Origin of the sequence: Escherichia sp. MOD1-EC5189 (assembly GCF_002966045.1) — a bacterium.
Lineage (GTDB): Bacteria > Pseudomonadota > Gammaproteobacteria > Enterobacterales > Enterobacteriaceae > Escherichia > Escherichia coli_F.
Genome location: NZ_PTRX01000110.1, coordinates 1 through 575, shown reverse-complemented (window position 1 = coordinate 575; position 575 = coordinate 1). Strand labels below are relative to the sequence as shown.

The window sequence follows — 575 nt, the reverse complement described above, 5'->3', positions numbered from 1 at the left end:
ACCAGTGCCTGCACGCCGAAGGTAAAACGCAGTCGGTCAATGTTTGCCGACGTGATGGTCCGGGTGATCGGCGTGTCGTATTTCACTTCCGTACCCAGCACCGTCTCGGAGCCGGAGGATTCAAATCCCTCCGGCGGTGTCTGCTCCTGCTCACCGGCACGGAACACCACCGTGACGCCGGAGATGTTGGTATTCCCCTCACTGTCCAGCACTGGCGTACTGTTCAGCAGCACGCTTTTTAATCCATCCACCGGACCTTCAATCGGCCCTTCGCTGATGGCATCGATCACACTCAGCAACTGCGTGGACTTCAGGTTGTCCTTCGTTTCGCGCGGAGTATGCCCCTTACTGCTGCCTTTACCCATTCCTCACGCTCCATAAACGACAAAACCGCCCGGAAGCGGTTTCACATAAAACGTTTTTCATCAACGACCAATCACCACAACCTGACCACCGTCCCCTTCGTCTGCCGTGCTGATCTCCTGAGAGACCACCCGCGACCCCACGCGCATTTCACCGTACAGAACGGGCAGAACATTGCCCTGGGCAACCATGTTATCCAGTGAGGAGAAATA

Annotated in this window: 1 protein-coding gene and 1 pseudogene; both read right to left on the bottom strand. The window is 56.3% G+C overall.

The genetic code is table 11. The features are described from left to right. Nucleotides 1–365: TipJ family phage tail tip protein (gene gpJ, locus ATB02_RS25770; protein WP_446718975.1), on the bottom strand; the 365-nt coding region annotated here is incomplete at its 3' end. A gap of 60 nt (nucleotides 366–425) precedes the next feature. Then, a pseudogene (locus ATB02_RS25765) lies at nucleotides 426–575 on the bottom strand (tail assembly protein); the annotation flags it as partial.